Origin of the sequence: Acidovorax sp. 100 (assembly GCF_003688355.1) — a bacterium.
Classification (GTDB): Bacteria; Pseudomonadota; Gammaproteobacteria; order Burkholderiales; family Burkholderiaceae_C; genus Acidovorax; species Acidovorax delafieldii.
On record NZ_REFD01000001.1, the window covers coordinates 4,707,152 to 4,730,312 of the forward strand.

Annotated in this window: 18 protein-coding genes; 13 read left to right on the forward strand and 5 right to left on the reverse strand. The window is 65.7% G+C overall.

The genetic code is table 11. The features are described from left to right. Positions 1-147 precede the first annotated feature (147 nt). Complete coding sequence (locus C8C96_RS21490) at positions 148-1,188, forward strand: porin (RefSeq protein ID WP_121943583.1); 1,041 nt, start codon at positions 148-150, stop codon at positions 1,186-1,188. Positions 1,189-1,261: 73 nt separating this feature from the next. Here C8C96_RS21490 and C8C96_RS21495 read toward each other — a convergent pair whose 3' ends face one another. Beyond that, positions 1,262-2,617 carry a glycerate kinase gene (locus C8C96_RS21495; RefSeq protein WP_121944130.1) on the reverse strand — a complete coding sequence of 452 codons (1,356 nt, stop codon included), beginning with the start codon at positions 2,615-2,617 and terminating at the stop codon, positions 1,262-1,264. Positions 2,618-2,718: 101 nt separating this feature from the next. On the opposite strand from C8C96_RS21495, the gene C8C96_RS21500 reads away from it, so the two are divergent. Further along, a complete protein-coding gene (locus C8C96_RS21500; RefSeq protein WP_233584287.1) occupies positions 2,719-4,596 on the forward strand; it encodes a phosphodiesterase in 1,878 nt (625 codons plus the stop codon). A 173-nt stretch (positions 4,597-4,769) separates the two neighbouring features. Here the strand turns inward: C8C96_RS21500 and C8C96_RS21505 are convergent, their stop codons facing one another. From C8C96_RS21505 to xdhC, 3 genes are all read right to left on the reverse strand, one after another. Continuing rightward, on the reverse strand, positions 4,770-5,102 hold the full coding sequence (locus C8C96_RS21505; protein WP_121943585.1) for a multidrug efflux SMR transporter: 333 nt from the start codon (positions 5,100-5,102) through the stop codon (positions 4,770-4,772). A 186-nt stretch (positions 5,103-5,288) separates the two neighbouring features. Next, positions 5,289-6,533, reverse strand: a complete 1,245-nt coding sequence (locus C8C96_RS21510) for a urate hydroxylase PuuD (protein WP_121943586.1) — start codon at positions 6,531-6,533, stop codon at positions 5,289-5,291. A 199-nt stretch (positions 6,534-6,732) separates the two neighbouring features. Next, complete coding sequence (xdhC, locus tag C8C96_RS21515; RefSeq protein WP_121943587.1) at positions 6,733-7,560, reverse strand: xanthine dehydrogenase accessory protein XdhC; 828 nt, start codon at positions 7,558-7,560, stop codon at positions 6,733-6,735. A 221-nt stretch (positions 7,561-7,781) separates the two neighbouring features. Between xdhC and C8C96_RS21520 the strand changes: the two genes are divergently transcribed. Continuing rightward, a complete protein-coding gene (locus C8C96_RS21520; RefSeq protein WP_121944131.1) occupies positions 7,782-8,267 on the forward strand; it encodes a hypothetical protein in 486 nt (161 codons plus the stop codon). Between the two features lie 49 nt (positions 8,268-8,316). Here C8C96_RS21520 and uraH read toward each other — a convergent pair whose 3' ends face one another. After that, a complete protein-coding gene (gene uraH, locus C8C96_RS21525) occupies positions 8,317-8,667 on the reverse strand; it encodes a hydroxyisourate hydrolase (RefSeq protein WP_015012870.1) in 351 nt (116 codons plus the stop codon). A 108-nt stretch (positions 8,668-8,775) separates the two neighbouring features. Here uraH and C8C96_RS21530 point away from each other — a divergent pair, with 108 nt between their 5' ends. The 10 genes from C8C96_RS21530 (at position 8,776) to C8C96_RS21575 (ending at position 23,127) form a co-directional block, all read left to right on the forward strand. After that, positions 8,776-9,444 (forward strand): GntR family transcriptional regulator, encoded by a 669-nt coding sequence (locus tag C8C96_RS21530; RefSeq protein ID WP_121943588.1) that lies wholly within the window; start codon positions 8,776-8,778, stop codon positions 9,442-9,444. Between the two features lie 13 nt (positions 9,445-9,457). Beyond that, complete coding sequence (gene puuE / locus C8C96_RS21535) at positions 9,458-10,438, forward strand: allantoinase PuuE (protein ID WP_121943589.1); 981 nt, start codon at positions 9,458-9,460, stop codon at positions 10,436-10,438. 5 nt (positions 10,439-10,443) lie between these two features. Then, the gene (gene uraD / locus C8C96_RS21540; RefSeq protein ID WP_121944132.1) at positions 10,444-12,222 is read left to right on the forward strand and encodes a 2-oxo-4-hydroxy-4-carboxy-5-ureidoimidazoline decarboxylase; all 1,779 of its coding nucleotides are present in this window, start codon (positions 10,444-10,446) and stop codon (positions 12,220-12,222) included. After that, positions 12,219-13,454 (forward strand): ArgE/DapE family deacylase, encoded by a 1,236-nt coding sequence (locus C8C96_RS21545; RefSeq protein ID WP_121943590.1) that lies wholly within the window; start codon positions 12,219-12,221, stop codon positions 13,452-13,454. Before uraD ends, C8C96_RS21545 begins: the two co-directional genes overlap by 4 nt. 168 nt (positions 13,455-13,622) lie before the next feature. Continuing rightward, on the forward strand, positions 13,623-15,410 hold the full coding sequence (gene ggt, locus C8C96_RS21550; RefSeq protein WP_121943591.1) for a gamma-glutamyltransferase: 1,788 nt from the start codon (positions 13,623-13,625) through the stop codon (positions 15,408-15,410). Positions 15,411-15,604: 194 nt separating this feature from the next. Next, positions 15,605-16,885 carry a C4-dicarboxylate transporter DctA gene (locus C8C96_RS21555; protein WP_121943592.1) on the forward strand — a complete coding sequence of 427 codons (1,281 nt, stop codon included), beginning with the start codon at positions 15,605-15,607 and terminating at the stop codon, positions 16,883-16,885. Positions 16,886-16,926: 41 nt separating this feature from the next. Next, positions 16,927-17,631: a GntR family transcriptional regulator gene (locus tag C8C96_RS21560; protein ID WP_121943593.1), complete on the forward strand. Its 705-nt coding sequence runs from the start codon at positions 16,927-16,929 to the stop codon at positions 17,629-17,631. 197 nt (positions 17,632-17,828) lie between these two features. Then, positions 17,829-19,316 carry a nucleobase:cation symporter-2 family protein gene (locus C8C96_RS21565; RefSeq protein ID WP_121943594.1) on the forward strand — a complete coding sequence of 496 codons (1,488 nt, stop codon included), beginning with the start codon at positions 17,829-17,831 and terminating at the stop codon, positions 19,314-19,316. Positions 19,317-19,494: 178 nt separating this feature from the next. Continuing rightward, positions 19,495-21,801, forward strand: coding sequence for an NADP-dependent malic enzyme (locus tag C8C96_RS21570; protein WP_121944133.1), 2,307 nt, complete (start codon positions 19,495-19,497; stop codon positions 21,799-21,801). A gap of 294 nt (positions 21,802-22,095) precedes the next feature. Beyond that, positions 22,096-23,127: an ABC transporter substrate-binding protein gene (locus C8C96_RS21575; protein ID WP_121943595.1), complete on the forward strand. Its 1,032-nt coding sequence runs from the start codon at positions 22,096-22,098 to the stop codon at positions 23,125-23,127. The last annotated feature ends 34 nt before the right edge of the window (positions 23,128-23,161 follow it).

Consider the following 23,161-nt stretch of genomic DNA (forward strand, 5'->3'; position numbering starts at 1 on the left):
AAAAAGTATGTAAACAGGTGTTGCACTAGGGCATGGAACTTGCGATGCCCCAACGGCGGGCCCCGCCCTGCACCACGGTGCAACAGGGGCCGCGTCTCCCCTTGCACCCGCCGGACCTCCGGCGCTTTCATCCCCAGGAATCACTCCATGAAAAAAAACCTGATTGCACTGTCTCTATCGCTCGGTGGCGCCCTGCTGTACTCCACCGGCGCCCAGGCCCAGAGCTCCGTCCAGCTGATGGGCTTGACCGATGTGTTCGTGGGCTCCATGAAAAACGCCGGTGACGCCGGCAGCAGCAAGGTGGTCAACAGCGGCGGCATGACCACGTCGTGGTTCGGATTCAAGGGCACCGAAGACCTGGGCGGCGGGCTCAAGGCCAACTTTGCGCTCACCTCCTTCATCAAGGTGGACAGCGGCATCCAGGGCCGATTTGCCAACGACACGTTCTTCTCGCGCGATGCCAACGTGGGCCTGAGCGACAGCTGGGGCACCGTGACCGTGGGGCGCGGCCTGGCCCCCAACTTCCTGCCGTCCATCCTGTCGAACCCGCTGGGCGACTCGTTCACCTTTGCACCGCTGATCCTGCACATGAACGTGCCTCTGTTCAACGGCACGGGCTGGGGTTCGACCACGCCGTCCGACACCGGCTGGTCCAACGAAATCATCTACAGCACGCCCAACCTGGGCGGCCTGACCGCCAACCTGCATTACCAGTTTGGCGAGGTCGCAGGCGACAGCAGCAAGAAGAACGTGGGCATCAACGCGCTGTACTTCAACGGCCCCGTCACCCTTACCGGCTTCTACGAGCGCGACCAGATGAGCAACCCTGCCGTGCCCAGCACCTACCTGGGCACCACCAAGACCGACTGGATGCTGGGCGGCGCGTATGACTTTGCGATCGTGAAGGCCTTTGCGAGCTACGGCCAGGCCAAGGCCGACAACACCACCAACAAGGCCAAGACGACGCAGCTGGGCGTGTCGGTGCCCGCAGGCGCCACTGGCAAGGTGCTGGCATCGTGGGCGCAGACCAAGATGACGGCCACCGACATCTCGCGCAAGACCTTCACCGTGGGGTATGACTACTTCCTGTCCAAGCGCACCGATGTGTACGTGATGGCCATGAACGACCGCATTACCAACCAGACCAAGGGCAACAGCTTCGGCGTGGGCATCCGCCACCGGTTCTGAGGCCTGCACGCAGCACCTGGGGCCTTCTTCAAGCCCCAGCGGCCCCAGGCGCTAGTGCAATATGCCTGAGGTGCTACAAAACCAGTAGCGCTCGGAAATCATTCACGTTGGTGTGTGTGGGGCCGGTGACCAGCAGGTCGTCCAGCCCCGCAAAAAATCCCCAGGCGTCGTTGCGCGCCAAGTGGTCGTCGATGCGCAGGCCTGCAGCGCCTGCGCGCGCCAGCGTGTCGGGGCACACAAAGGCCCCCGCGTTGTCTTCGCTGCCGTCAATGCCGTCGGTGTCGGCCGCCAGCGCCCACACGGCGGGCTCGCCCTGCAGCGCCTGCGCCAGGCCCAGGCAAAACTCGCCCGCACGCCCGCCCCGCCCCCGGGGCACACCGGGTGCACGCGGACGCACGGTGACGGTGGTCTCCCCCCCCGACAGGATCACACACGGCGCCGCAAACGGCTGGCCGCGCTGCGCCACTGCACGGGCCAGCGCCGCATGCACCTTGCCCACTTCGCGCGACTCGCCCTCGATCTCATCCGACAGCACATGCGCAGGCAGCCCCGCCGAACGGGCCAGCGCGGCCGCGGCTTCCAGCGCCTGCTGCGGCGTGGCGATCAGGTGCACGGCATGCCCGGCAAAGAGCGCGTCGCCGGGTTTGGGCGTCTCCAGGCGGCCTGCCTCCAGCGCGGTTCGGATGGCCGGGGGCACCTCGATGCCATAGCGCGCCAGAATGGCCAGCGCATCGGCGCAGGTGGTCGCATCCGGCACAGTGGGGCCGCTGGCGATCACCGACGGGTCGTCGCCTGGCACGTCGCTGATGGTGAGCGTGACCACGCGCGCTGGCGCACAGGCCGCCGCCAGGCGCCCGCCCTTGATGCGCGAGAGGTGCTTGCGCACGCAGTTCATCTCACCAATGTGCGCGCCGCTGTCGAGTAGGGCGCGGTTGATGCGCTGCTTGTCTTCCAGCGTCACCCCGTCGCAGGGCAAGGTCAGCAGGGACGAGCCCCCGCCCGAGATCAGGCACAGCACCAGGTCGTGCTCCGTCAGCCCCTGGGTCAGATCCAGAATGCGCTGCGCCGCGGCCAGCCCCGCCGCATCGGGCACGGGGTGCGCGGCCTCCACCACCTCGATGCGCTGCGGCACGCCCGCAGGCCGGGGCGGAACATGCCCGTAGCGGGTGACCACCAGGCCCGACAGGGGCGCGTCCTGCGGCCACAGGGCCTCCAGTGCCTGGGCCATGGCGCCCCCCGCCTTGCCCGCGCCCAGCACCAGGGTGCGGCCCCCGCTCTCGCGGCTGGGCGGCTGGGGCAGCCACTGGCGCATGCCGTGCAGGGGTTGTGCGCTGTGCACGGCGGCATCAAACAGCGCCTTCAGAAAGGCGCGGGGGTGGGTGCGGTAGTCCGGCAGGGAGGGGCTGGCTGGCTGGGTTTCTGGGTGCATGCCGCGCATTGTGCAGCGGCCGTACCAGTCACGTTGCTGTAACCAGCCTGTCACACGCCACCGGTATCGTCGGCACCCTTGCTCAGGGACCCACAACAGCCATGCACAACACCCCATGGAGCCGACTGGAGGCGATGATGGCGCTGCTATCGCCCGCCGCCCGCCAGGGCACCGGCCCCCTGGCGCGGCTGATGCGCGAGGGCGGGCTGTACTGCGTGTTCCAGCCCCTGGCCGACCTGCGCGAGGGCCAGGTGTACGCGCACGAGGCACTGATCCGAGGCCCCCAGAACACCCCGCTGCACACCCCCGACAAACTGCTGGAGCTGGCCCGCCGCGAGGGCATCCTGCAGGACTTTGAGCTGCTGTGCGTTTACACCGCCATGGAGCAATGGGGCCGCCACGACGCGCCGGGCCGGCTGTTTGTGAACATCAGCGCCGATGCGCTGGTGCATGGCGTCCAGCTGATCGGCGCCACCGAACTGGGCAACACCGTGCGCAGCCTGGGCCTGAGCGCCCGCATGCTGGTACTGGAGATCACCGAGCACGAACGCGTGACCGACATGCCCCAGCTGCGCCAGGCCATCAAGGCTGTGCATGCCTGCGGCGCGCGGCTGGCGCTGGACGACTTTGGCGATGGCCGCTCCAGCCTCAGGCTGTGGTCCGAGGTGAAGCCCGACTTCGTGAAGATCGACAAATACTTCATCCGCGACATCAGCGACCACCCCGAGAACCTCCAGATGCTGCAGGCCATCAAGGGCATTGCCGACGTGTTCGGCACCCAGCTCATTGCCGAAGGCATCGAAACCCGCGACGACCTGCGCGCGCTGCGCGACCTGGACATCCCCCTGGGCCAGGGCTGGCTGCTGGGCCGCCCGGCCATGGCGCCGCGCGAGGCCGTGGACGACGCAGCGCTGGAGGTCATGCACGACCGCCGCGTCGCCGTGCTGCCGCACCTGGGCCAGACTGCCCGCCCGGGCATCCTGCGCAGCCTGCTGGTGGTGCAGGCGCCCACCGCAGCGCCCGCGACCAACAACGATGCCGTGGCCGCCCTGTTCCGCCAGCACACGGACCTGCATGCGCTAGCGGTGGTGGACGGGTCGCGCCCCGTGGCCCTCATCAACCGCCAGCAGTTCATGAACCACTACGCCACGCCGTACTTCCGCGAGGTGCATGGCCGCAAGTCCTGCCTGGCGTTTGCCAACCTGGCGCCGCGTGTGGTGGAGCTGGACTGCGATGTGGACCAGCTCGTGGGCATCCTCACCTCGCAGGACCAGCGCTACCTGAGCGACGGCTACATCGTCACCGACAACGGCCGCTACCTGGGCCTGGGCACCGGCGACCAGCTGGTGCGCGCCGTGACAGAGACCCGCATCGAGGCCGCGCGCCACGCCAATCCGCTGACCTTTTTGCCCGGCAACATCCCCATCAGCCTGCACATCCAGCGCTTGCTGGAAAGCGGCACCGAGTTCGTGGCCTGCTATGCGGACCTGAACAACTTCAAGCCCTTCAACGACCACTACGGCTACTGGCGCGGCGACCAGATGATCCGCCTGGTGGCGCGCCTGGCCACGGCCCACTGCGACGCGCGCAGCGACTTTGTGGGCCATGTGGGCGGGGACGACTTCATGCTGATCTTCCAAAGCAGCAACTGGCTGCAGCGCTGCAAGAACATCGTGGACGAGTTCGCACGCGAGGCCGTCACGCTGTTTGACGACAGCGCTCGGCTGGCAGGCGGCATCCATGCCGAGGACCGGCATGGCGTGCAGCGGTTCTTTCCGTGCACCACGCTGGCCATCGGCGCCGTGCGCATCACGCCCGGGCGCTTTCGGCACGCCGAAGAAGTGGCCAACCTGGCCGCCGTGGCCAAACATGAGGCCAAGCAGGCATCCACGGGAGTGGTGCTGCATGGCGGCTTCACCGAATCCAGCCTGGGGGCGGTGGCTGCCACGCGGGCGCTGCAGGATGTTTTGGCTGCGTAGGGCCTGTTTGGATCGCGCCCCAAGGACGCAACACCAAAGCAAAAACGGGGTTCTGGCTTGCCGGCGTTGGGTCCTCGAAGCTGCTCGGCTTAAGGCAAAAAAAGTCCGCTTCGGTCCCTTTGCAGCCGTTCGCTGAAGCGTGAATCAGTCTTTGAAAATGCGTGTCCGGCGACTTATCGGGCACTCAAGTTCAAAGCAATGACGCCCAAAACAATGAAGCTTAGACCGGCCAGTCGAAGGAAGCTCGCCGACTCACCAAACCAGAGCATTCCGAGCACCGCCGTCAAAGCTGTTCCGCTTCCCGCCCATACCGCATAGGTAAGTCCGACTTCCATATGCCGGACGGCGATTGCCATAAGCCAGATAGCGGCGGAATAACAAAGCCCTGAAAGGACGGAAGGGAAAATACGTGTGAAGCCATCCGCATAGCGGAGTGCAATGGTTCCAACGACTTCCGCGAGCACGCTTGCCGCCAGTACAAGCCAAGCAAAGGTTGAGTCACGCATAGAGCACCTCTCAAGCCAGGCGCCTATACCGAGCGCGGCCAGAGGTTCTAAGAGCGGTACCCCGGATCAGTATTGGAGAGTATCAGAGGCGCGCCGAAACAGCCTAAGGCTCAGTCGATCCACGCCCGCTTCTTAGCGATTCTGTGAGCGACTGCTTCTGGCCGATTGTTGCGGCACTCAACACATTCAAGGCCTCGTTGCGGCCCCTGCCTCAAACCACTTCCCAATCAGCGCACGCTCCGCATCGGTGATGCCCGTGGCGTTGTTCATGGGCATGAGCTTTTGCACCACGGCCTGCTGGTAGATGGCCTGGGCGTGTTGCTTCACGCTGTCGGGCGAATCAAGCCGCAGGTTCTTCATCTGCACCTGCTCGCCGTGGCACATGTAGCAGCGCTGTTCCAGCACCGCCTGCACGGCCTTGAAGTCATTTTGGCCGCTAGCGCCGGTTTTATCTGCGCTGGCAGCTCCTGAAACAGGAGCATTCACCACGGGGGTGGCCACCGGTGCGGGGCGCATCCACACAATGGCGCCCACGATCACGGCCACGCCCACCAGCGCATACGGCAGCGGGTTGCCGTTGCGGCCCAGCTTGTAGCCGTGGCGCATCACGAAGAACTGGCGGATGGCGGCGCCCGCGAACATCATCAGGATCAGCACCAGCCAGTTTTGCGGGTGGCTCCAGGTGAAGCTGTAGTGGTTGCTCAGCATGGCAAACAGCACGGGCAGCGTGAAATAGGTGTTGTGCACGCTGCGCTGCTTGCCGCGTTTGCCGTGGATCGGGTCCACGGGCTGGCCGGCCTTGATCTGGCTGATGACTGTGCGCTGGCCAGGGATGATCCAGAAGAACACGTTGGCGCTCATGGATGTCGCAATCATCGCCCCCACCAGCAGGAAGGCCGCACGGCCCGCAAACCAGTGGCAGGCCAGCCACGAGGCTACGCACACCAGCACCAGCACCAGCGCACCCACGATGGCATCGCCGTTCTTGCGCTGGCCGAAGATGCGGCAGATGGCGTCGTATAGCAGCCAGAACACCACAAAGAAGCCCAGCGCCACCATGATGGCCGTGGCGGGCGCCCAGTCCATGCGCGACTTGTCGATGAGGTAGGTGCTGGCGCTGTAGAGGTAGGACACGGTGAACAGCGCAAACCCGCTGATCCAGGTGCTGTAGCTCTCCCAGAAGAACCAGTGCAGGTGTTTGGGCAACTGCGGCGGTGATACCGCGAACTTGACGGGGTGGTAGAACCCGCCGCCATGCACGGCCCAGAGCTCGCCGCTCACGCCTTGTTTCTTGAGGTCTTCGTCCTCAGGCGGCGTGAGGCTGCTGTCCAGAAAAACGAAATAGAACGACGAGCCGATCCAGGCGATGGCCGTAATGACATGGACCCAGCGCAAAAGCAGGTTGGCCCAGTCGAGAAAGTAGCTTTCCATATCTCAACCTTGGTAGCGCGTGCGCGCCACAACAGCAAACCTGCTCACCACTGCGGGCGCTCTGAGCAGACATTGAGGTCGCGCACCTTGGCCAGTGGGTTGCTGGCCGGGGCACCGCTGCGACCGGTACGTCAAAGTGTATGCAGGAATTGTTCCCGATTCCAGCCCCAACCTGGGGCATTCGGGGCCGGAGTTACCCTCATTTCCCGGCCTTTGGCATGGGCGGTAGCGTCTGCAGCAACTGCGCTGCCACGGCCACGGCAATCACCTCGGGTTCCTTGCCCCCGATGCCGGGGATGCCGATGGGGCAGGTCACCTGCGCCAGCTCCTCGGGCGCGAACCCGCGCTCATGCAGGCGGTTGCTGAAGGTGGCCCATTTGGTTTGGCTGCCAATCAGCCCGATGAAGGGCAGGTCGCCCTGCTCGCGCTGGCGGCGCAGGCAGGCGGCCACCACGTCCAGGTCCTCGGCGTGGCTGAAGCTCATGATCAGCACGCGGCTGCCGGGTGCCAGGCGGGGCACGGCGAGTTGAACCGGCTCGGAGTGTTCGCAGACCACGCCCTCCGGCGGGTCGGGCGGGAAGATGCCGTCCCGGCTGTCGATCCAGGTCAGGGCAAAGGGCAGTGGCGCCAGCACGCGGGCCAGCGCGTGGCCCACGTGCCCGCCGCCAAACAGGGCCACCGGGTGCAGGTTGGGTGTGAGGCGCTGGGCCAGCCCCGGGGCGTCTTGCGCCGTGAGCAGCTCAAACCCCAGGTGCACGACCCCGCCGCAGCACTGGCCCAGCGCCGGGCCCAGCGCAAACCGCATCGGCCCAAGCGCCGTCACCGGACCACCCGCTAGGCGGCGGCGCGCCTCGGCAATCGCCTGCAGCTCCAGATGCCCGCCGCCGATGGTGCCCACCAGCTGGTCGGCAAATACCGCCATCCAGGCGCCGCACTCCCGGGGCACGGACCCTTGGGTAGACTCCACGGTCACCAGACAGGCTGGCGCGGCCCCCAGGCCGTCCAGCAGCATTTGCAAATTTGTCACCGCGATCCTTTTCGTGACGGACGCAAAACGGGGCCAGGCAAGCGGCTCACCCTCCGGTGAGTCTGCTGCTGCATCCCCTTTGCAGCCGTCGTCATTTTGTAACGTACCACCTTCGCCGCTGGGTTATCGTGCCCGCAGCCTCAGGAACCTTTCACACCATGCCCGACACGCCCTCTCCCCGCTCCACCGGAAAGCGCAGCCACTGGTTACTGGCAGGCATCATGGCCGTGGGTGCGGCGCTGGTCTCGGCCTGCAAGTCCCCGCCAGAGCCCACGCCAGCCCCCGCGCCTGACAGCGTCCCCTCCACCGGCCCCGATGCCAGCGGCGTCAAGGGCCCCGTGCCCGCCACGGCCGGATCTGCGCGCCCCTCGGCCGCTGCCACACCGCTGGCCTACCGCCAGGATGCCGCCACACACCTGTATGGCCTGAACCGCGAACGCATCTTCAAAGGCAAACTGCCGCCGCAGCTGTATGCCATCGGTGTGCTGCAGCTCGACATTGATCGCGCGGGCAAGATCACCCGCCTGCACTGGATGCGCGCCCCGCGCCATGCCCCCGAGGTGGTCACCGAGATCGAGCGCACGGTGCGCGCTGCGGCCCCCTTCCCTGTCCCGACCCGCATGGGCAAGGTCACCTATACCGAAACCTGGCTGTGGGACAAGAGCGGGCACTTTCAGCTCGATACGCTGACCGAAGGGCAGCTGTAGCGACATCCCCCTGAGCGGCTAGGCCGCTTCCGCCTTCTGGCAGCGCTTGCTACGAGCCTCTGTAGGTCGAATAGCTCCAGGGGCTGACCAGCAGCGGCACGTGGTAGTGCTGGTCGGCATGCGCAATGCCGAAGTCCAGGCTCACCTGGTTCAGAAAATTCGGCTCGGGCAGCTGCACGCCCCGGGCCTTGAAGTAACCCGCCACATCAAAGCGCAGCCGGTAGGTACCGGTGCGCAGGCTGGCGTTGTCGAACAGCGGCGCATCGGTGCGGCCGTCGTGGTTCAGCACCAGGCGCTTGATGAGGGTAGCGTTGTCGCCGTCGGTGGAATACAGGGCCACTTCCATGCCGGCCGCAGGGCAGCCGTTCATGGTGTCCAGAACGTGGGTGCTCAATCCCATGGGGGAATCTCCTGAAGTAAGAGTCTGTCCAATCGGCGACGATTGCCAGATCGCAGTGTGTAAACCAAAAGTGTATACACTTTTCACCATCCACCGTATCATGCAGCCATGGAATCTTCCTCCACCAGCGCCATTGTCGAAGCGCTGACCCGCGCCATCGTAGAGCACCGCCTGCAACCCGGCACCAAGCTGGCCGAGCAAAAGCTGGCCGACCACTTTGGCGTGTCGCGCACGCTGGTGCGCCAGGCGCTGTTCCAGCTGGCACAGAACCGGCTGGTCACGCTGGAGCCCGCACGGGGCGCATTTGTGGCCACGCCCTCGGTCGAGGAGGCACGCCAGGTGTTTGCCGTGCGCCGCATGCTGGAAACCGAAATGACCCGCGCCTTTGTGCGCAGCGTGACGCCCGCCAAGCTCAAGGCCCTGCGCGCCCACGTGGCCAGCGAGAAAGCTGCCATGGGCACACAGGACGCCAGCACCCGCACCGAGTTGCTGGGCGACTTTCATGTGCGCATGGCCGAACTGATGGGCAACGAGGTGCTGGCGCAGATGCTGGGCGACCTGATCTCGCGCTGTGCCCTCATCACGCTGATGTACCAGTCGGCCAGCGCCGCCGAACACTCGCACGAGGAGCACGCCGACATCGTGGCGGCTCTGGCCGCGCGCGACGAAGAACGTGCCGTCGCCTTGATGCAAAGCCACCTCGAACATGTCGAAGCCAGCCTGACCTTTGACCGCAAGCGCCCTGCCAGCGATCTGGCCGCCGCCCTGGCCTCTTGAAAACCACCCCACCATGATCTACGACACCACCCAGGCCTACCCCCGCGACCTTATTGGCTACGGCAAGACCCCGCCCCATGCGCAGTGGCCCGGTGGCGCGCGCATTGCCGTGCAATTCGTCCTGAACTACGAAGAGGGCGGCGAAAACGCGGTGCTGCATGGCGATGCGGGCAGCGAGCAGTTCTTGTCCGAAATGTTCAACCCGGCCAGCTACCCCGAGCGGCACATGAGCATGGAGGGCATTTATGAATACGGATCGCGCGCTGGCGCGTGGCGCATCCTGCGCGAGTTTGAAAAGCGCCAGCTGCCCCTCACGGTGTTTGGCGTGTCCACGGCCCTGCAGCGCCACCCCGACCTCACTGCGGCGTTTGTGGAGCTGGGCCACGAGATTGCCTGCCATGGCCTCAAGTGGATCCACTACCAGCACATCCCAGAAGACGTCGAGCGCGCGCACATGGCCGAGGCCATGGCCATCATCGAGCGCCTGACGGGCCCACGAGGAGGCTCGGAAGGCCAGGTGCACGGCCTGGGCTGGTACACCGGCCGCGACAGCCCCAACACCCACCGCCTGGTAGCCGACTACGGCGGCTTTGAATACGACAGCGACTACTACGGCGACGACCTTCCCTTCTGGATGAAGGTGCAAAAGACCGACGGCAGCGTGGTGCCCCAGCTCATCGTGCCCTACACGCTCGATTGCAACGACATGCGCTTTGCGCTGCCCCAGGGCTATTCGCACGCCGACCCGTTCTTCCAGTACATGAAGGACACCTTCGATGCGCTGTATGCCGAGGGCGACCCGGCCGGCGACAACGCACCCAAGATGATGAGCATTGGCATGCACTGCCGCCTGCTGGGCCGCCCGGGCCGCATCACGGCGCTGCAGCGTTTTCTGGACCACATCGCACAGCACGACAAGGTGTGGGTGGCCCGCCGCATCGACATCGCGCGCCACTGGAAGGCCGTGCACCCCTACCCCACCACAAAGGCCTGATGACCATGGCATGGACCCTTGACCAACTGAATGCCGCCACGCCCGCGCAGGCCCTGGAGGCGCTGGACGGCGTGTACGAGCATTCCCCCTGGATTGCCGAGCAGGCGCTCACGCAGCGGCCATTCCGCTCGCTGGCACACCTCAAGCACGCCCTGGCCCACGCAGTACGCACCGCCAGCACCGAGGCGCAACTGGGCCTGATCCGCGCCCACCCCGAGCTGGCGGGCAAGGCCATGGTGGCGAAGAGCCTCACGGCTGAATCGACCAACGAGCAGTCCAAGGCGGGACTGACGCAGTGCACGCCCGAGGAATTTGCGCGCATCCAGCAGCTCAATGCGGACTACAACGCACGCTTTGGCTTCCCCTTCATTCTGGCCGTGCGCGGACCGCGTGGCGCGGGGTTGAACAAGCAGCAGATCATCGACACCTTTGCGCGGCGGCTCGATAACCACCCTGAATTCGAGGTGGCAGAGGCCTTGCGCAACATCCACCGCATCGCCGAGATCCGGCTGAACGACAAGTTCGCCGCCGAACCTGTGCTGGGCAATGACGTGTGGGACTGGCATGAAAAGCTGGCCGAACACTCCGACCCCAGCTTTGCCGAAAAGGGCCAGCTCACCGTCACCTACCTCACCGACGCCCACCGGGCCTGCGCCCAGCGCATCAGCCACTGGATGCGCGACTGCGGCTTTGATGAGGTCGAGGTGGACGCCGTGGGCAACGTGGTGGGGCGGTATCGCGCCGCAACACCCGGGGCGAAGTACCTCATGACGGGCTCGCACTACGACACCGTGCGCAATGGCGGCAAGTACGACGGGCGCCTGGGCATCTTTGTGCCCATGGCTTGCGTGCGCGAACTGCACCGCGAGGGCCGGCGCCTGCCGTTCGGCATCGAGGTGATTGCCTTTGCCGAAGAGGAAGGCCAGCGCTACAAGGCCACCTTCCTGGGTTCGGGCGCGCTCATCGGTCACTTCAACCCCGCCTGGCTGGACCAGAAGGATGCCGATGGCGTGACCATGCGCGCGGCCATGCAGCACGCTGGGTTGTGCATCGACGACATTGCCAAGCTGCAGCGCGACCCGGCGCAGTACCTGGGCTTCATTGAAGTTCACATCGAACAGGGCCCGGTGCTCAACGAGCTGGATCTGCCGCTGGGCGTGGTCACCTCCATCAATGGGGGTGTGCGGTTTGTGGGCGAGATGATCGGCACCGCGAGCCACGCAGGCACCACCCCCATGGACCGCCGCCGCGATGCGGCCGTGGCTGTGGCAGAGCTGGCGTTGTACATCGAGCAGCGCGCCGCCCAGGACGGGGACTCGGTGGGCACGATAGGCCTGCTCAACGTGCCCGGCGGCTCCATCAATGTGGTGCCGGGCCGCTGCCAGTTCAGCCTGGACCTGCGTGCGCCCACCGATCCGCAACGAGACGCACTGGTGCGCGATGTGCTGGACCACCTGGGACAGATCGCAGCTCGGCGCGGCCTACGCTACACGCTGGAAGAATCCATGCGCGCTGCTGCAGCCCCCAGCGCACCGGCGCTGCAGCACCACTGGGAACGTGCAGTGGACCACCTGGGCGTGCCCGTGTTCCGCATGCCCAGTGGGGCAGGCCACGACGCGATGAAGCTGCACGAAATCATGCCGCAGGCCATGCTGTTTGTGCGCGGAGAAAACTCCGGCATCAGCCACAACCCGCTCGAATCCACCACCAACAACGACATGCAACTGGCCGTGGACGCCTTCACCCAGGTGCTGCACCAGCTTGCCGAGGAACCACAACCATGACCACCCCGAACCACCACGCCGCGCTGGACGCCTGGATTGACCAGCACTTTGACGAAGAAGTGCGCTTTTTGCAGGCCCTGGTGCGCGTACCCACCGACACGCCCCCCGGCAACAACGCCCCCCACGCCGAACGCACCGCCGAGCTGCTGAAGGACTTTGGCTACGAGGCCGAAAAGCACGCCGTGCCCGCCGCCGATGTGTTGGCCTACGGCATGGAATCCATCACCAACCTCATTGTGCGCAGACCTTACGGCAGCGGTGGCAAGACCATCGCCCTGAACGCCCACGGCGACGTGGTTCCGCCCGGCGAAGGCTGGACACACGACCCCTATGGCGCCGAGATCGTCGATGGCGCCATGTATGGCCGCGCCACCGCCGTGAGCAAGAGCGACTTTGCAAGCTTCACCTTTGCGGTGCGCGCCCTCGAAGCCGTGGCTAAGCCCGCCCAGGGCGCGGTGGAGCTGCACTTCACCTACGACGAAGAGTTTGGCGGCGAACTCGGCCCCGGCTGGCTGCTGCAAAAGGGGTTGACGAAGCCCGACCTGATGATTGCCGCCGGCTTCAGCTACGAAGTGGTCACCGCCCACAACGGCTGCCTGCAGATGGAAGTGACGGTGCACGGCAAGATGGCCCATGCCGCCGTGCCCCACACCGGAGTGGATGCCCTGCAGGGCGCCGTGCACATCCTGAACGCGCTGTACGCACAGAACGACGAGTACAAGAAGGTCACGTCCAAGGTCGAGGGGATCAAGCACCCCTACCTGAACGTGGGCCGCATCGAAGGCGGCACCAACACCAACGTCGTACCCGGCAAGGTGATGTTCAAGCTCGACCGCCGCATGATCCCCGAGGAAAACCCGGTGGAGGTCGAAGCCAACATCCGCCGCGTGATCGAACAGGCTGCAGGTGAGCGCGCCGGTATCAGCGTGGAGATCAAGCGCCTGCTGCTGGCCAACGCGATGACGCCGCTGGCGGGCAACAAGCCCCTGGTCGATGCGATCCAGCAACATGCCCAGGCCGTGATCGGTGAACCGGTCCCCGCCGTGGGCACGCCGCTCTACACCGATGTGCGCCTGTATGTGGAGCGCGGCATTCCCGGCGTGATTTACGGCGCAGGCCCCCGCACGGTCCTCGAATCGCACGCCAAGCGCGCCGACGAGCGCCTGCAGCTCGAAGACCTGCGCCGCGCCACCAAGGTGATTGCACGGACATTGAGCGACTTGCTCGCCTGAGGGCCCACAGGGCAGTGAGTAATGCACGCAGCACATCAGTGCTGCGCTTCAATGTCATGGCGAGATTGCCTCTGGCAGCCCTTCGACCGACCTACACTGGCGCGGGCGCATCCATCGGCTGGGTGCGCCCGTTGTCATTTCCAGATTCCACACACCAGGAGATATCCCATGAACATTCGTCATACGCTGCTGGCTGGCAGCGTTGTGCTGGCCCTGGCCAGCCTCACGGCCTGCGGCAGCACGCCGCCGGTAGCCACGGCTGCACCCGCGCCCGCAGTGCAGCAGACCGCCTCGGCCCAGGCCGCCAGTGCAGCCTACGACTTCGACATGGATGTGTTCCACCCCGTGGTGGCACGCAATGGCATGGTCGCCTCCGAGCAGGAACTGGCCTCGCAGATCGGCTTGGACATCCTCAAGGCCGGTGGCAACGCCGTGGATGCGGCCGTGGGCATTGGCTTTGCGCTGGCCGTGGCCCTGCCCAATGCGGGCAACCTGGGTGGTGGCGGCTTCATGATGGTGCACGACGCCAAGACCGGCAAGAGCGTGGCCCTCGACTTCCGCGAAGTGGCGCCATCGAAGGCCACGCGCGACATGTACCTGGACGCCAAGGGCAATGTGGTGGACGGCAAGTCGCTGTACACCCACTATGCCGTGGGCGTGCCCGGCACCGTCGCGGGCATGGAACACGCACTCAAGAGCTGGGGCACCCTGCCCCTGTCGCGTGTGATCGCCCCGGCCATCGAACTGGCGGACAAGGGCTTCCCGGTGAGCGAAACGCTCGCCAAGATCCTGCAGCAAGAGAAGAAAAACATGGGCAAGTGGCCTGCCACCCAGGCCATCTTCTGGAAGAACGGCGAACCCCTGAAGGTGGGTGACCCGCTGGTGCAAAAAGACCTGGCGCAATCCATGCGCCTCATCGCCCAGCAGGGCGCCAAGGCGTTCTACGAAGGCGAGATCGCCCAGAAGATCGCCGCCGAAATGGCACCCCACGCAGGCGCCATCACCCTGCAAGACCTGCGCGAATACAAGGTGGCCGAACGCGTCCCCACGCGTGGCACCTACCGTGGCTACGAGATCGTGACCATGCCCCCACCCTCCTCGGGCGGCCCGCACCTGGTGCAGATCCTGAACATGCTGGAGCCCCTGCCCCTGGCCCAGTGGGGCCCCAACAGCGCGCAGACCATCCACCACATGGCCGAGAGCAGCAAGCTGGCATACGCCGACCGCTCCGAATACCTGGGCGACCCGGACTTCGTGAAAATTCCGCTGAAGGGCCTGACCTCCAAGCGCTATGCCGAATCGCTGGCCAAGGGCATCGACCCCAACCGCGCACGCCCGGCCAAGGAGATCAAGCCCGGCCAGCCCCAGCCGTATGAGAGCGACCAGACCACCCACTACTCGGTGGTGGACAAGGCGGGCAACGCCGTGGCCGTGACCTACACGCTGAACACCAACTTCGGCAGCGGCATCGTCGCCAAGGGCACGGGCATCCTGCTCAACAACGAGATGGACGACTTCTCGGCCAAGCCCGGCGTGGCCAATGCCTATGGTCTGGTCGGCGGTGACGCGAACGCAGTGGCCGCCAAGAAGCGCCCCCTGTCGTCCATGACGCCCACCCTGGTGCTGAAAGACGGCAAGCCCACGCTGGTGACAGGCAGCCCCGGCGGCGCACGCATCATCACCACGGTGCTGCAGACGGTGGTCAACACCATCGACTTCGGCATGAACCCCGCCGAGGCCGCTGCCGCACCCCGCGTGCACCACCAGTGGACGCCGGACGAGCTGCGCGTGGAAAAGGGCCTCTCGCCCGACACCATTGCCCTGCTCAAGCAACGCGGCCACAACATCGCGGTCAAGCCTTCGATGGGCCGCACGCAGACCATCCAGATCCGTGGCGGCGCGCTGTACGGCTACTCGGACCCCCGCAACCCCGACGGCAAGACCCTCGGCTACTGATTGCCAGCGCCCGCTTGATGCGGGCGGTCTGTGCTTGTCAACATTTGCGAGGCCACGCCCCACAAGGGCGTGGCCTTTTTTATTGCCGGCTCTGGCAACCCCATGCGGGCATACCCTCATACCGCCATTCTTCAGACTTGCCTACAGTTCTTGTATGCAAGATTTGCGTTCAAAAAGCTACTGAAGGAGTTGGCATGCCCCGGTTTTTCAAATCCCTTTTTGGTCAGGTGGTGCTGGCCTTGATAGCCGGTGTGGTGGTGGGCCTGGTGTGGCCCGATACCGCCATTGCGCTCAAGCCCCTGGGAGACGGCTTCATCAAGCTCATCAAGATGCTCATCCCGCTCATCGTCTTCTGCGTGGTGGTGCATGGCATTGCTGGCACTGGCGACCTGCAGCGGGTAGGCCGGGTGGGCGTCAAATCGCTGATCTACTTCGAGGTGGTCACCTCCATCGCCCTGGTGCTGGGCCTGGCGCTGGCGTTCTGGTTCGAGCCGGGCGTGGGCATGAACGTGGACCCCAAGGCGCTGGACCCCAAAGCCATGGGCGCCTACGCCGAAAACGCCAGCAAGCTCACCGGCGGCGGCTTCACCGACTTCTTGCTCAAGCTCATTCCCACCACCGCCGTGAGCGCATTTGCCAACGGCGATGTGCTGCAGGTTCTGCTGTTTTCCATCGTTTTTGGCTGCGCCCTGGCATTGATCGGTGAGCGCGGGGCGCGGGTCACCGGCCTGATCGATGACCTGTCGCATGTGCTGTTCAAGACCATGGGCCTGATCATCAAGCTCGCACCGTTGGGTGTGCTGGGCGCCATCGCGTTCACCGTGGGCAAGTACGGCCTGGGGTCCCTCAAGCAGCTGGGCATGCTGGTGGCGCTGTTCTACGCCGCGGTGGTCATCTTCGTCGTGGTGGTGCTGGGCCTCATCATGCGGGTGTCGGGCTTCAGCCTGTTTAAGCTGCTGCGCTATCTGCGCGAGGAGCTGGCCGTGGTGTTTGCCACCACGTCGTCCGACAGCGTGCTGCCCCAGATCATGGCCAAGCTCAAGCACATGGGCATCCGCGATTCGACCGTGGGCCTGGTGATCCCCACGGGCTACTCGTTCAACCTGGACGCGTTCTCGATCTACATCACACTGGCCGCCGTGTTCATCGCCCAGGCCACCAACACGCCGATTTCCATGGCCGACCTGCTGACGATCCTGGCGATCTCGCTGGTCACCTCCAAGGGCGCACACGGCGTGCCCGGCTCGGCCATCGTCGTGCTGGCAGCCACCTTGCAGGCCATCCCTGCCATCCCGGCGATTGGCCTGGTGCTGGTGTTGTCGGTGGACTGGTTCATGGGCATTGCCCGCGCGCTGGGCAACCTCATTGGCAACTGCGTCGCCACCGTGGCCGTGGCAGCCTGGGAAGGCGACATCGACCGCGAACGCGCCCACGCCGTGCTGGACGGCCGCGAGCCACCCTCGCCGCGTGCCTGATCGGGCAAGCCTCCCTCTGCACAGCACGCGACAATCCGGCCATGAGCATCAACCAGACCCAGATCGCCCAGCAGGTGGTGGAATCCATCCTGGCGCAAAAACTCTCGCCCGGCGAGCGTCTGGGCGAGCAGGAGCTGGCCGATCTGTTCGGCGTGAGCCGCACGCTGGTGCGCGAGGCCCTGATGCAGCTGCAGGCACGGGGCTTTGTGGAAGTGCGCTCGCGCCGGGGCTGGTACGTGGTGGAGCCCTCGGTGGAGGATGCACGCGACGCGTTCTCCGCCCGGCGCGTCATCGAATCGGGCATCCTGGCCGATGCGGGCCGCCCGCTGCAGAGCGTGACCCGCCGCCTGCGTGCGCACATCGCCGACGAACAGCAGGCCATCGAAGGCGCTGACGCTGCCACACGCGCCTTTTTGCTCGCAGATTTCCACGTCTGCCTGGCCGAAGCGATGGGCCACCGCAGCCTGAGCGACATCCTGCGCGACCTCACGGCCCGCACCACCTTGGCTGCGTCGCTGTACCAGTCGCAGCACGCGGCCAGCCAGTCTTGTGCGGAGCATGCCGCCATTGTGGAGGCGCTGGAGGCCGGCAACACCACCCTGGCCCGCGAACGCATGCTCGCCCACATTGGCCATGTGGAAGGCGCCCTCAACCCCGGCCAGCCGCTGGTGCGCGACCGCCTGCGCGAGTCGCTGGCACCGCTGACCAGCCAACGCACCAAGGCTGCATCCACGGACCTGGGTTAGCCCACGCCGGGCGCGCCCGGCCCCCACCTTCCCATCGCCTCCGTCCACGGCCGGCGGGTACTTTGCTGCGCCCCTCTAAGGGTTAACCGGGATAAGCGCGCCCGGTCATTTTGTATACGATTTTTGTATGGACATCTGTGCACCATTCGGCACAGGTTTCCATTCCGTATTCAAAACCCAACCCCCGAAGGACACCCATGAACCCGCCCGTACACCCCGTGGACGAACACCTGCCCCTGGGGCGACTCACGGCGCTGGGCCTGCAGCATGTGCTGGTGATGTATGCGGGTGCCGTGGCGGTGCCGCTCATCGTGGGCCGTGCGCTCAACCTCACGCCCGACCAGGTGGCCAAGCTGATCTCGGCCGACCTGTTTGTGTGCGGGCTGGTCACGCTGATCCAGGCGCTGGGCGCCTCGCGCTGGTTTGGCATTCAGCTGCCGGTGATGATGGGGGTGACCTTTGCCTCTGTAGCGCCCATGATCTCGATGGCGCAGACCACGGGCGGCACCGCCGGTGCCGGGCTGATCTTTGGCTCGGTGATTGGCGCGGGGGTGATCTCCATCCTGATCGCTCCGCTGGTGAGCCGCATGCTCCGTTTCTTCCCGCCGGTGGTCACCGGCACCATCATTGCGGTCATCGGCATCAGCCTGATGCGCGTGGGCATCAACTGGATCTTTGGCAACCCCGTCGGCCCCACGGCGCCCAGCGTGCCCAACCCCGAGCACCTCAAGTGGCTGGCAGAGGCGCAGGCTGCTGCCGGAGCCCCCGGCTCGTCACTGCCACCGGTGCCCAAGGGGTTTGCGGTGGTGCCCACGGTGCCCAACCCCAAGTACGCCGACCTGACCGGTGTGGGCATCTCGGGCCTGGTGCTGCTGTCCATCCTGCTGATTGCCAAGTTTGCCAAGGGCTTCGTCGCCAACATCTCGGTGCTGCTGGGCATCGTCATTGGTGCGGTGGTTGCCGCGGCGCTGGGCATGATGAACTTCGACAAGGTGGCCAAGGCGCAGTGGTTTGACCTGGTGCTGCCGTTCGAGATTGCCGGCCCCGTGTTCGACCCCATCCTGATCCTGACCATGACCCTGGTGATGATCGTGGTCATGATCGAATCCACCGGCATGTTCCTGGCCCTGGGCGAGATGACCGACCGCAAGGTAGACCAGGCAGCCCTCACGCGCGGCCTGCGCACCGATGGCCTGGGCACGCTGCTGGGCGGCATCTTCAACACCTTTCCGTACACCAGCTTCTCGCAGAACGTGGGTCTGGTCGCCGTCACCGGCGTCAAGAGCCGCTTTGTGTGCGTGGCGGGTGGTGTGATCCTGATCGTGCTGGGCGTGCTGCCCAAGATGGCCGCACTGGTCGAGTCGCTGCCCACCATGGTGCTGGGCGGCGCGGGGCTGGTGATGTTCGGCATGGTGGCGGCCACGGGCATCCGCATCCTGGGCGGGGTGGACTTCAAGACCAACCGCTTCAACGCCATGATCGTGGCCGTTTCCATCGGCGTGGGCATGGTGCCGCTGATCGCGCCCAACTTCCGCCAGTGGATGCCGCATGCCATCCACCCGCTGATCGAATCCGGTATCCTCCTGGCCTCGATCACGGCGGTGGCCCTGAACGTTTTCTTCAATGGCGCCAGCCGCGACACCTCCGCCGCTGTCAACGCCGCACGCCAGGCCGACGCCCACTAGCATCCCGCCTGCCCGCTGCCGAAAACCTGCCACTGCCCGCGTGGCCCCGCCCCCTGTCCGCCACGGCTGCCAGGGGGTTTTGGCTTCATGCTGCATACGCATAAACCTGCATGTCCGCCGCCCACGCCATCGGGTACCCTTGTTTTTGCTTTCCGCCCAGGACTTCCAGGATTTCCGCATGACACAGAACATTTCCGCCGCCGAACAGGCCCTGCGCGACGCTGCGCGCGAATACCACCGCAACCCCACCCGGGGCAAGATTTCGGTCACCCCCACCAAGCCTTTGTCCAACCAGCGCGACCTGTCGCTGGCCTACTCGCCGGGCGTGGCTTACCCATGCCTCGACATCGCTGCCGACCCTTCCAAGGCGTTTGACTTCACCTCGCGCGGCAACCTGGTCGCGGTGATCACCAACGGCACGGCGGTGCTGGGCCTGGGTGACATCGGCCCGCTGGCCAGCAAGCCGGTGATGGAAGGCAAGGGCTGCCTGTTCAAGAAGTTCGCGGGCGTCGACGTGTTCGACATCGAACTGGCCGAACGCGACCCCGACAAGCTCATCGAGATCATCGCGGCGCTGGAGCCCACGCTGGGCGGCATCAACCTCGAAGACATCAAGGCGCCCGAGTGCTTCTACATCGAACGCGAACTCAGCAAGCGCATGAACATCCCGGTGTTCCATGACGACCAGCACGGCACGGCCATCATCAGCAGCGCGGCGCTGCTCAATGGCCTGGAGCTGGTGGGCAAGCAGATCGACCAGGTCAAGATCGCCGTGTCGGGCGCGGGAGCGGCCGCCATTGCCTGCCTGAACGTGATGGTGGGCCTGGGAGTAAAGATCGAGAACGTCTTCGTGTGCGACTCCAAGGGCGTGATCTACGAAGGCCGCCCCGGTGGCTACGACGAATCCAAGGCGGCCTACGCGCAAAAGACCGACGCCCGCACGCTGGCCGATGCGGTCAACGGCGCCGACGTGTTCCTGGGCTGCTCAGCCCCCGGCGTGCTCACGGCCGAGATGGTCAAGACCATGGGCCCCAAGCCCATCATCCTGGCGCTGGCCAACCCCGAGCCTGAAATCCGCCCCGAACTCGCCAAGGCCATTCGCCCCGACTGCATCATCGCCACGGGCCGCTCGGACTACCCGAACCAGGTTAACAACGTCCTGTGCTTCCCGTACATCTTCCGCGGCGCGCTGGACTGCGGCGCCACCAAGATCACCGAGGCCATGAAGCTGGCCTGCGTGCGCCAGATCGCCGACCTGGCCAAGGCCGACATCAGCGAAGAAGTGGCCAGCGCCTATGCAGGCAAAGAGCTGACCTTTGGCCCTGACTACCTGATCCCCACGCCGTTCGACTCGCGCCTGATCCTCAAGATCGCGCCCGCCGTGGCCAAGGCCGCAGCCGAATCCGGCGTGGCCACGCGCCCCATCGAAGACATGGAGGCCTACAAGGAAACGCTGTCGCGCTTTGTCTACCAGACCGGCATGCTGATGCGCCCCGTGATCAACGCGGCCAAGGCCCTGCCCGATGCACAAAAGCGCGTGGCCTACGCCGACGGTGAAGACGAACGCGCCCTGCGCGCCGCGCAGATGGCCATCGACGACAAGATCGCCACGCCCATCCTCATCGGCCGCCCCGCCGTGATTGCCGCGCGCATCGCCAAGGCCGGCCTGCGCGTGCAGCTGGGCAAGGACGTGGAGGTGTGCAACCCCGAGGACGACCCGCGCTTTCGCCAGTACTGGGAGCACTACCACCAGCTCATGAAGCGCAACGGCGCCTCGCCCGAAGTGGCCAAGGCCGCAGTGCGCCGCTCCAACACCATCATCGCCTCGCTGATGGTCACGCTGGGCGATGCCGACGCCATGATCTGCGGCCTGGTGGGCACTTATGAAACGCACCTGGAGCGCATCCACAGCATCATCGGCCGCCAGGACGGCGCCAACAACTACGCGGCGCTGAACGCGCTGATGACCAACCGGGGCACGCTGTTCATTGCCGACACCTATGTGAACGAAGACCCCACGGCCCAGCAGCTGGCGGACATCGCCTGGATGTCGGTGCAGGAGGTGCAACGCTTTGGCATTCCACCCAAGGTCGCCTTCCTGTCGCACTCCAGCTATGGCTCGTCCAAGCGCGCATCGGCCCGCAAGATGCGCGAGGCGCGCGACCTTTTCGTGGCCGCCCACCCCGAGATCGAGTGTGATGGCGAGCTGCACGGCGATGCCGCGCTGGAGCCGAACATCCGCAACGCCTACATGGCGGATTCGACCCTGACGGACTCGGCCAACCTGCTGATCTGCCCCAACCTGGATGCTGCCAACATCCTCTACAACGTGCTCAAGACGACCACCAGCGGTGGCGTCACGGTGGGCCCCATCCTGATGGGCGCCGCTGCCACGGCCTACATCCTGACCCCGGCCGCCACCGTGCGCCGCGTGCTCAACATGACGGCCCTGGCCGTGGCCAGCGCTGCCGCCCGGCCACGCTGAGCGCGCTGTGCCGTGCTGACCTGAGCGCAGGCCGTGAGCAGGCCTGCCCACACACCGTTGCAACGGGGCCCTCGGGCCCCGTTTTTCATGGGCAAGCCGACCCCTCGCCCTGCGCATGCACCATTTCGGGAAACCCAGCATGCTGACGCGCACCACTTCGGTGAACAATGGGGCGCAGCAAAGCACCCGCGTACACAAACCGGGCATCGTTTTTGCTGACTGCAGGACCATGGCCCATCAATAGGGCCAGTGCCTTCCCTCACCGAATTTCCCCTCGCCCGACAGGAGCCCCGAATGAAAAAAAGACTGTTCATGCAAACCGCCGCCGCCCTGGCCCTGATCGGCAGCACCTCGCTGGCCCAGGCGCAGGCCACCACGCCCATCAAGTTCCAGCTCGACTGGCGTTTTGAAGGCCCAGCCGCGCTATTCCTGCAGCCTGTGGCCAAGGGCTACTTCAAGACCGCAGGCCTGGATGTGACGGTGGATGCGGGCAACGGCTCCGGCGGTGCGGTGCAGCGGGTGGCCTCGGGCACCTACGACATGGGTTTTGCCGACCTGGCCGCCGTGATGGAGTTCCACGCCAACAACCCCGACGCGCAGAACAAGCCCGTGGCGGTGATGGTGGTCTACAACAACACGCCCGCCTCGGTCATGGCGCTGAAAAAGAGCGGCATCGCCAAGCCCGCCGACCTGGCTGGCAAGAAGCTGGGCGCCCCCGTGTTCGACGCAGGCCGCCGCGCGTTTCCCATCTTCCAGAAGGCCAACGGCATCGGCGCCGTGACCTGGACCGCCATGGACCCCCCGCTGCGCGAAACCATGCTGGTGCGCGGTGACGTGGACGCCATCACCGGCTTCACCTTCACCTCGCTGCTCAACCTGGAAGCCCGGGGCGCCAAAGCCGCCGATGTGGTGGTGCTGCCCTATGCCGACTTCGGCGTGAAGCTGTACGGCAATGTGATCATCGCATCGCCCAAGCTCATCAAGGAGAACCCGGCCGCCATCAAGGCGTTCCTGTCGGCCTTCACCAAGGGCGCCAAGGAAGTCATTGCCAACCCCGCAGCCTCCATCGAATACGTGAAGGCGCGCGACGGCATCGTGAACGTGCCTCTCGAAACCCGCCGCCTGCAGCTGGCCATCGACACCGTGATCAACAGCCCCGACGCCCGCGCCGAAGGCTTTGGCCAGCTCAAGCCCGGCCGCCTCTCGCTGATGGCGTCGCAGGTGTCCGATGCGTTCAACACTAAGACCCGCGTGAACGCCGACGATGTGTGGAACGCCAGCTTCTTGCCCAGCGCTGCCGAGCTGAACATCCTGCCGAAGAAGTGACACCCCCTGAGTCGCTTCGCGCCTTCCCCCTCTC

Bases quoted from the DNA above. Each gene is read 5' to 3' on its own strand.
- C8C96_RS21560 (WP_121943593.1), top strand. From the start codon at position 16,927: ATGAGCATCAACCAGACCCAGATCGCCCAGCAGGTGGTGGAATCCATC.
- C8C96_RS21495 (WP_121944130.1), bottom strand. From the start codon at position 2,617: ATGCACCCAGAAACCCAGCCAGCCAGCCCCTCCCTGCCGGACTACCGC.
- C8C96_RS21510 (WP_121943586.1), bottom strand. From the start codon at position 6,533: ATGGAAAGCTACTTTCTCGACTGGGCCAACCTGCTTTTGCGCTGGGTC.
- puuE (WP_121943589.1), top strand. From the start codon at position 9,458: ATGATCTACGACACCACCCAGGCCTACCCCCGCGACCTTATTGGCTAC.
- uraD (WP_121944132.1), top strand. From the start codon at position 10,444: ATGGCATGGACCCTTGACCAACTGAATGCCGCCACGCCCGCGCAGGCC.
- uraH (WP_015012870.1), bottom strand. From the start codon at position 8,667: ATGGGATTGAGCACCCACGTTCTGGACACCATGAACGGCTGCCCTGCG.
- C8C96_RS21570 (WP_121944133.1), top strand. From the start codon at position 19,495: ATGACACAGAACATTTCCGCCGCCGAACAGGCCCTGCGCGACGCTGCG.
- C8C96_RS21505 (WP_121943585.1), bottom strand. From the start codon at position 5,102: ATGCGTGACTCAACCTTTGCTTGGCTTGTACTGGCGGCAAGCGTGCTC.
- C8C96_RS21490 (WP_121943583.1), top strand. From the start codon at position 148: ATGAAAAAAAACCTGATTGCACTGTCTCTATCGCTCGGTGGCGCCCTG.
- C8C96_RS21565 (WP_121943594.1), top strand. From the start codon at position 17,829: ATGAACCCGCCCGTACACCCCGTGGACGAACACCTGCCCCTGGGGCGA.
- C8C96_RS21555 (WP_121943592.1), top strand. From the start codon at position 15,605: ATGCCCCGGTTTTTCAAATCCCTTTTTGGTCAGGTGGTGCTGGCCTTG.
- C8C96_RS21545 (WP_121943590.1), top strand. From the start codon at position 12,219: ATGACCACCCCGAACCACCACGCCGCGCTGGACGCCTGGATTGACCAG.
- ggt (WP_121943591.1), top strand. From the start codon at position 13,623: ATGAACATTCGTCATACGCTGCTGGCTGGCAGCGTTGTGCTGGCCCTG.
- C8C96_RS21530 (WP_121943588.1), top strand. From the start codon at position 8,776: ATGGAATCTTCCTCCACCAGCGCCATTGTCGAAGCGCTGACCCGCGCC.
- C8C96_RS21500 (WP_233584287.1), top strand. From the start codon at position 2,719: ATGCACAACACCCCATGGAGCCGACTGGAGGCGATGATGGCGCTGCTA.
- C8C96_RS21575 (WP_121943595.1), top strand. From the start codon at position 22,096: ATGAAAAAAAGACTGTTCATGCAAACCGCCGCCGCCCTGGCCCTGATC.
- C8C96_RS21520 (WP_121944131.1), top strand. From the start codon at position 7,782: ATGGCCGTGGGTGCGGCGCTGGTCTCGGCCTGCAAGTCCCCGCCAGAG.